The sequence below is a fragment of the Pelorhabdus rhamnosifermentans genome, from assembly GCF_018835585.1.
Classification (GTDB): Bacteria; Bacillota; Negativicutes; order UMGS1260; family UMGS1260; genus Pelorhabdus; species Pelorhabdus rhamnosifermentans.
The window spans coordinates 20,654-28,211 of sequence record NZ_JAHGVE010000038.1; the positions used below are offsets into that span (position 1 = coordinate 20,654).

At 41.9% G+C, this 7,558-nt stretch carries 7 protein-coding genes; all 7 read left to right on the plus strand.

Annotation, left to right across the window (positions count from 1 at the left end; translation table 11 throughout):
- Positions 1–6 precede the first annotated feature (6 nt).
- The gene (locus Ga0466249_RS24025; protein ID WP_215832033.1) at positions 7–1,503 is read left to right on the plus strand and encodes a 4Fe-4S dicluster domain-containing protein; all 1,497 of its coding nucleotides are present in this window, start codon (positions 7–9) and stop codon (positions 1,501–1,503) included.
- Between the two features lie 169 nt (positions 1,504–1,672).
- Positions 1,673–2,413: a YebC/PmpR family DNA-binding transcriptional regulator gene (locus tag Ga0466249_RS24030; RefSeq protein ID WP_215832034.1), complete on the plus strand. Its 741-nt coding sequence runs from the start codon at positions 1,673–1,675 to the stop codon at positions 2,411–2,413.
- Between the two features lie 70 nt (positions 2,414–2,483).
- A complete protein-coding gene (locus Ga0466249_RS24035) occupies positions 2,484–3,056 on the plus strand; it encodes a BofC C-terminal domain-containing protein (RefSeq protein WP_215832035.1) in 573 nt (190 codons plus the stop codon).
- Positions 3,057–3,190: 134 nt separating this feature from the next.
- Positions 3,191–3,784, plus strand: a complete 594-nt coding sequence (gene ruvA / locus Ga0466249_RS24040) for a Holliday junction branch migration protein RuvA (protein ID WP_215832036.1) — start codon at positions 3,191–3,193, stop codon at positions 3,782–3,784.
- Between the two features lie 2 nt (positions 3,785–3,786).
- Complete coding sequence (ruvB, locus tag Ga0466249_RS24045) at positions 3,787–4,812, plus strand: Holliday junction branch migration DNA helicase RuvB (protein ID WP_215832037.1); 1,026 nt, start codon at positions 3,787–3,789, stop codon at positions 4,810–4,812.
- Positions 4,813–5,106: 294 nt separating this feature from the next.
- The gene (locus Ga0466249_RS24050) at positions 5,107–6,831 is read left to right on the plus strand and encodes a ShlB/FhaC/HecB family hemolysin secretion/activation protein (protein ID WP_246589019.1); all 1,725 of its coding nucleotides are present in this window, start codon (positions 5,107–5,109) and stop codon (positions 6,829–6,831) included.
- Between the two features lie 31 nt (positions 6,832–6,862).
- Positions 6,863–7,558, plus strand: a 696-nt coding sequence (locus Ga0466249_RS24055) for a filamentous hemagglutinin N-terminal domain-containing protein (RefSeq protein ID WP_215832038.1), incomplete at its 3' end; no start/stop codon positions are given.

Genomic DNA, 7,558 nt, shown 5'->3' on the forward strand with positions numbered 1-7,558 from the left:
ACCGTAATGGCCCAAGTTACTGAAGTTGGAAAAATTCGAAGAAGAGTATTAGCTGAAATGGCTAGGATGACTTATGAAGGAACATTGCAAGAAAAAATTGATGACATTTTAGAGACCGTTGTTACTGAGCAGGGTCCACGTTATCGGTGTTGTGTTCACAAGGAACGTGCTGTTTTAAAGGAGCGAATTAAGATTTCTTTAAGTCAGTCCCTGGATCTTTCCCTTAAAGAAGCGGCTGCCAATGCTCTTTCCGGTGAAATAGTGGGGCTTCCTATTGTGAATGTATTACCTGAAGCTTGTGACAGATGTCCCATTGATAAATTTATTGTCACAGATGCTTGTCGCAACTGCGTGGCTCATCATTGTATTAATAGCTGTCCGAAAGGTGCGATTATGGTTGTGCAGGATCGCGCTTATATTGATAAAACAAAGTGTGTCGAATGTGGCATGTGCAAACGCTCTTGCCACTATGGTGCGATTTTGGAAATTAGTCGTCCCTGTGAACGGGCTTGCGATGTCAAGGCTATACATGCTGGAAAAGACCGTAAAGCGACGATTGATGAGACGAAATGCGTCAGTTGCGGTGCTTGTAGAATTGCCTGTCCTTTTGGTGCCATTGTTGACCGTTCGATGGTTGTACAAGTGATTGAGAGGATGAAAACCGACAAGGTCGTTGCTATGCTGGCACCTGCTTTTATTGGTCAATTCGGGGTTAAACTCAAAACAGGGCAAGTTATTGAGGCTATTAAGCAATTGGGATTTGCTGAAGTGTACGAAGCTTCTTTTGGTGCTGATATTGTGGCTGTAGAAGAAGCGAACGAGTTTATTGAGACCAAGGATGATCGCTCATTTATGACGAATTCCTGTTGTCCTGCTTTTGCCGATATGGTTGGGAAACATTTGTCTGCGCTGGCTGATCGTGTATCAACGACAGTTTCACCAATGGTTGCAACAGGCAAGGTAATTAAACGGAAAGATCCTGAGGCTGTTGTGGTCTTCATTGGTCCTTGTATTGCTAAAAAAGGCGAGGGGCTACGCAACAAGGAGTTTATTGATTATGTGTTAACTTTTGAAGAAGTGGCAGCCATGATGGTTGGAAAAAGGATTAATGCAGCTGAAGTGACAGCGAGTGAATATACTTCCATGGCGTCGCGTGATGGCAATAGCTTTGCGAAAGCAGGCGGCGTCATGCAGGCCGTACTTGATACCGTTCAGATGACTGCCCCGGAAGTTGTTGTTAAGGCCCATCATGCCGAAGGCCTCGGCAATTGTAAAATTGCCTTGCTTCAAATGAAAGCAGGCAAGATCGATGCGAATTTTTTTGAAGGCATGGCTTGTGAGGGCGGATGTGTTGGAGGTCCTGCTACCTTGACAGATGTACGCGTAACAAGTAAATTTGTTGAAAATTATGCGGCTACATCAGTAGCAAAAGTGGCTCCTGAAAATGAACCAGCCATGGATGAACGAAAAAAGGTCGTGGACTTTCATCAGCACCACGCGTAATGAAACGGACTACTTTCCATACAAACTGAATTTTTTGCGCAATGAACTATTTTATGTTAAAATATAATTTGATTATGTATGATTATACTCCCACTTTTTTTAGTGGGAGTGTTGTTTCCATGTCTGGCTCTAGTAGTGCATGGTTACTATGTCTGAGAGGAGATTTATTATGTCAGGACATTCAAAATGGGCGAATATTAAACACAAAAAAGGTAGAGTAGATGCCATTCGCGGTAAAATCACGACGAAGATTGGTCGGGAGATTACCATTGCTGTAAAGTTAGGCGGACCAGATCAAACAGGCAATATGCGCCTTAAGTTGGCCCTTCAAAAGGCCAAAGCCAATAATGTTCCGAAAGAAAATATTCAACGGGCCATTCAAAAGGGTCAAGGTGCTTTAGAAGGCGCGAATTATGAAGAAATCGTTTATGAAGGCTACGGACCAGCAGGTGTTGCTGTTATGATCGATATTTTGACAGATAATCGCAACCGTACTGCTGCAGATATTCGTCATATTTTTACAAAGAGTGGCGGAAATCTTGGTGAATCAGGTTGTGTTTCTTGGATGTTTAAACAAAAGGGTGTTTTTGTTGTTGAATCAGGCACTCTCAGTGAAGAAGATTTAATGATGATGGTACTTGATGCAGGTGCCGAAGATTTGAAAAATCAAGACGGTACTTTTGAGATTACTACGGCACCGGCAGATTTTGAGGCCGTTCAGCAGGTTCTTGAAGCCAATCATATTGAATGTGTCGTTGCTGAAATTACCATGGTTCCAGAAACATTCGCGGAACTGAATGAAGCTGATTCTGAAAAGATGATGAACATGCTGGAAATCTTAGAAGAACATGATGATGTACAAAATGTCTATTCTAATTTTGATATGCCAGAAGAACCAGAAGAAGATTAACGTCTATTTTGTATAAAAAAGTAAAATAATGGGTATCCTTAAGGCAACACAAAACAAAGGAGTGTTTTTGATGTTGCCTTTTTTACAATCAAAAAAGATCCGTTTATCTCTTGGCATCATCGCTGTTTTTGTTACGGCTCTAGTCGTGGGTGCTATGGTGTTCTTTCCATTTGGAAAAGATTATGGCGATTTAGAAATGGATGCTCAGGCAGCCAAGCAAGACGGTAAAATTAAAGTGACTGCTGAGACAAATATGATTCAAACCATCCATTATCTAAAATGCGGTGAAGATGAAGTATTTCATACCAAACCGGCTGACAATTTAATTGGATTAAATTATAATCAAATCGTTAAAATGTATCCTGACTGGAGTATTGAAAAATTTGATACAGATACAGTCGAAATGTCTCTGAATGTGGACAGCTATTGTCGTGAACATGCCAATAATCTTTTTATCGGCATTCAGGACGGTTATGTAGCATCGTTTTATGGAAAACCGGGACCCAAGGCTATTTTGAAAGAAAAAACCAAGATTGAGACAAGCAGTTTAACAGCGCAGGATTTAGAAGAATTAAAGCGGGGAATTGTTGTACAGTCACGGGAAGAATTGATGCGGACGCTGGAAGGGTTAGGATCTCGCTAAGTTGAGATGTGAAGAGCAGGTACACAAGAGAACCTGTTCTTTTTTTGTTTATACTTTAGCTGAACAAGGAAAACTTCTTTTTATTGTCGAATTGCTGACAGAAGAAGACGGAACGATATGTGGGAGAAAATTTTATGATTGGTTATTTAAAAGGTCAGATTTCTCATCTCTTTGCGGATTTTTGTTTTATTGATGTGGCTGGCGTAGGTTATCGGGTATTCGTGCCGTTTTCGACGCGTCAGAAGTTATCGATTGGTCTTACTATTACACTGTTTACGTCATTGCAAGTGCGCGAAGATGCTATGCTATTGTATGGTTTTATTACGCAAGCGGAATATGATCTATTTATTCATTTGACATCGGTTACAGGGATTGGTCCGAAAGTGGCGCTTAGCGCCTTGTCTGCTATGACGCCTGAGACTTTTCGCGTGGCTGTGAGTCAAAAAGATATTACCGTTCTTACGAAGATCCCGGGAATTGGGAAAAAGACGGCAGAACGTATGATTTTGGAACTTAAAGATAAAATTGGTATAGTGGAAGCCGTAGAGGATAGTTCATTGACAGAGTGTGAAGTGGACAATGATCAGTTGAGTGAAGCCCTTGCTGCTTTGACTGTTCTAGGCTATAGCCAGAGCGAAAGTATGTCTGTATTGAAAAAGGCTGATTCAAGTAACTGTACAGTAGAACAGCTGATTAAAATGGCCTTGAAGGAATTTGCCAGGAGGTAGTTATGGAAGAAAAACGTGTCCTTGCTGGAAATGAGCAGCAACCAGATCAGTGGCAGTATAGTTTAAGGCCGCGTTGTTTGCAAGAATACATTGGTCAGGAACAGGTAAAACAAAATTTGTCCATCTTTATTCAGGCCGCTATTTCTCGTCAGGAGCCTTTAGATCATGTATTGCTTTATGGACCGCCAGGTTTGGGCAAGACGACGCTAGCCAATATTATTGCGAATGAAATGAATGTGAATGTTCGCGTTACGTCAGGTCCGGCCATTGAACGTCCCGGTGATTTGGCAGCGATTTTAACGAATTTAACTGAAAATGACGTGCTGTTTATTGATGAAATCCATCGTTTATCCCGGACAGTTGAAGAGATCCTTTATTCAGCCATGGAAGATTTTGCCCTTGATATTATGATCGGCAAGGGACCCAGCGCTCGCTCCATTCGTTTGGATCTTTCGCCCTTTACTTTAGTAGGAGCAACGACGCGGGCTGGGGCCCTCGCTTCACCGCTACGGGATCGCTTTGGTGTTGTTTGTCGGTTAGAGTATTATAAGATTGAAGAACTGGCCTATATTGTCCAGCGGGCGGCAGAAATACTCAAAGTGCCTATTGATGAGCAAGGTGCCAGGGAAATCGCGAAACGTTCACGGGGAACGCCGCGCGTAGGGAATCGGTTGCTTAAACGTGTGCGTGACTTTGCCCAAGTCACAGGGGATGGTATGATTACGCGTAGTGTGGCTGATGAGGCACTTAAGCTGTTAGAAATTGATACGCTTGGATTGGATAAGACAGATCGAAAAATGCTCACGACAATCATTCATAAATTTTGCGGCGGACCTGTGGGCCTGGATACACTTGCTGCTTGCATAAGTGAAGAAACGGAAACAATTGAAGATGTGTATGAACCTTATTTAATGCAACTGGGATTATTAAACCGAACGCCGCGGGGACGGGTGGTCACACCTGCTGCCTATGAGCATTTACAGATTCCTTTAGATCAAGCAAATAAGCTGCATTGTGTCGATGAATGATTGAATGATAATATCAAATAAAGAGATAAGCTTCATTTTCCGGAAAGCCGGTCAATGAAGCTTATTTTTTTTTTTTTTTATAAATAATACCATTTTTGCTATTGAAAAGGGGATTTAAAAATAGTACTTTAGGCGGAAATAAATGGGATAAAAGTCTTGTTTATGACACAAATGCCAAATTTCGACTTTTTTTTCTATTTTTAAAGAGTATAGTCAAATTAAATAAATTCTAAATAAGTGGTATAAAATGAGCCGTTCAGGTGACATTCGTAAGTTTGGAGGAAAATAGATTTGATGGGAAAGATAGGTAGTTTGACATGCTTTTATAAAACGTTGTTCGTTTTCTTAATGTGTATGTGTATCCATTTAAATAGCCTGTCAGCTCAGGTAATGGACCAGGCCGATAAGGAAGCCTTGCAGCGTCAGCAGGCCGATAAGGAAGAATTGCAGCGACGTTCTAAAAATCAATCAGAAGAAACACAGCAAAGAAAAAATGAACAGGATGTTTTTCTGCAAAATCAACGGTCTGTTGCCGAAGACCAAAAATTACCTGATGAAACCCCTTCCTTTCCGATAAAAACGTTAAAACTTGAAGGCGAAGAAATCGACTCATTTTCCTGGGTACAAAATATTTTAGATAAGTATTCCGGTCAAAGAATCGGTCAAAAAGGTATCAATATTATTGTGAAGAGATTGACAGATGAGTTGATTAATCACGGCTATATCACCACAAGAATTGTTATACCTGAACAGGATTTGACAAGTGGTGTCTTGCGGCTCATTCTTGTTCCGGGAAAAATCCGGGACATTCGGATAAAATCAGATAATCGGCAAGGAACCTGGGTTACTGCCTTTCCGACACGGCCCGGAAAACTACTCAATTTGCGTGATCTTGAACAAGGGCTGGAGCAAATGAAGCGCGTACCCTCACAAGATGTTGATTTACAACTTGTCCCTGGAGCAAAGCCCGGGGAAAGCGATGTGGTCATCAAAATAAAGCATACCAATCCGCTAAAAACGCTACTTTCACTCGATGACTCAGGCAGCAGAGCTACTGGAAAATTGCAGGCAGCTACTACGTTTCGCATCGATAATTTATTGGGCATCAATGATATTTTTAATGTTTCTTTTAATAGTGATGCGGAGCATGAGGGTTATCTGCGGGGTACACGTGGACAAAGCCTGTCTTATTCATTTCCTTATGGGTATTGGACATTTACGCTGTCCATGAATCACTATGACTATCATCAAAATATTCAAGGCTTTGAAGAATCATTCTTGTCGTCAGGCAAGAGTGATAGCACCCAAGTACGTATACAGCGGCTTATTGACCGCGATCAAACCAGTAAAACGAGTCTGCAATTTAGTATTACTAAAAAGGAAAATAAAAGTTACATTGATGACACTGAAATTACTGTCCAACGGAAGAAAGTTACGATTGCCGAAGCAGCCTTGTTGCACCGACGCTATATGGGGAGTACAACGCTAGATGCTGAACTTGCCTGTAAGTGGGGGGTACCTTGGTTTAATGCCCAACCGGATGATAAGACATTTGCTCAAACCAATCGTTACAGAATCTGGACAGCTGACATCAATTTGGCTACACCCATAAAAATCGGCTCCAAACAAGCACAGTATGTTACAGAACTGCAATTTCAGACCACGAAAGACACCCTATTTGTTGCAGACTACTTGAGTATCGGTAATCGCTATACTGTACGCGGCTTTGATGGTGAACAAACCTTAGCAGCTGAAAAGGGCTGGGTTTTTCGTAATGAATTAGACATTCCTGTGGATAATGTCGGTACGGAAACCTATGTCGCTTTGGATTATGGCCGTGTTTACGGACCTGCTTCCGAATATTTATTAGGCCATGATTTAGCCGGAACGGCGCTGGGCTTACGCGGTAAAATCAAAGAATGCAATTTTGATGTATTTGTCGGCTGGCCAATAAAAAAACCAGCAGGATATAAAACGGACAACATAACGCTCGGTTTTCAATTAATTTATCAAATTTAATTCATCAATAAAAATGTTGGGGTGAATCAAGATGCATCGAAAAAGTATAAAAAAATGTCTGGCCTGGTTATTATTGATTCTGCAATTCAGTCAACCCGCCGTTGCCGGGGCGAGTGTAGCCGTAGATAAAAATGCACCAGCCAATAATCGGCCTTATGTAGAGAAATCAGCCAACGGCTTACCTATTGTACAGATAACCACACCGTCAGCAGCTGGCGTATCAAGAAACATTTTCCGTCAGTTTGATGTAGCTGCCCAGGGACTGATACTGAATAATTCCAGAGACTATGTCAAGACACAGTTAGCCGGATACATCACAGGCAATCCATTCATGGCCAATGGAACAGCGAAAATTATACTAACTGAAGTGAGTGGACCTAACCCCAGTTATCTGAGGGGCTATACAGAAATAGCCGGAAAAAGAGCCGAAGTGGTCATCGCCAACCCGAACGGGATTTTTGTTGATGGCGGCGGTTTTATCAATACCAACCATGCCACACTGACAACAGGCACACCTATTTTTGGCGGTAATGGCAGTCTGGATGCTTTTCGTGTAGCAGGCGGACAAATCACGATCCAAGGTGTCGGAATGAATGGCAGCAACATGGACCGGGTAGATTTAATCAGCCGGACAACAGCAGTCAATGCTGAGCTTTGGGCCAAGAACCTTCAGGTTGTCACAGGAGCGAATACTGTCCAATACAATACCCTCCATACTGATAAAATT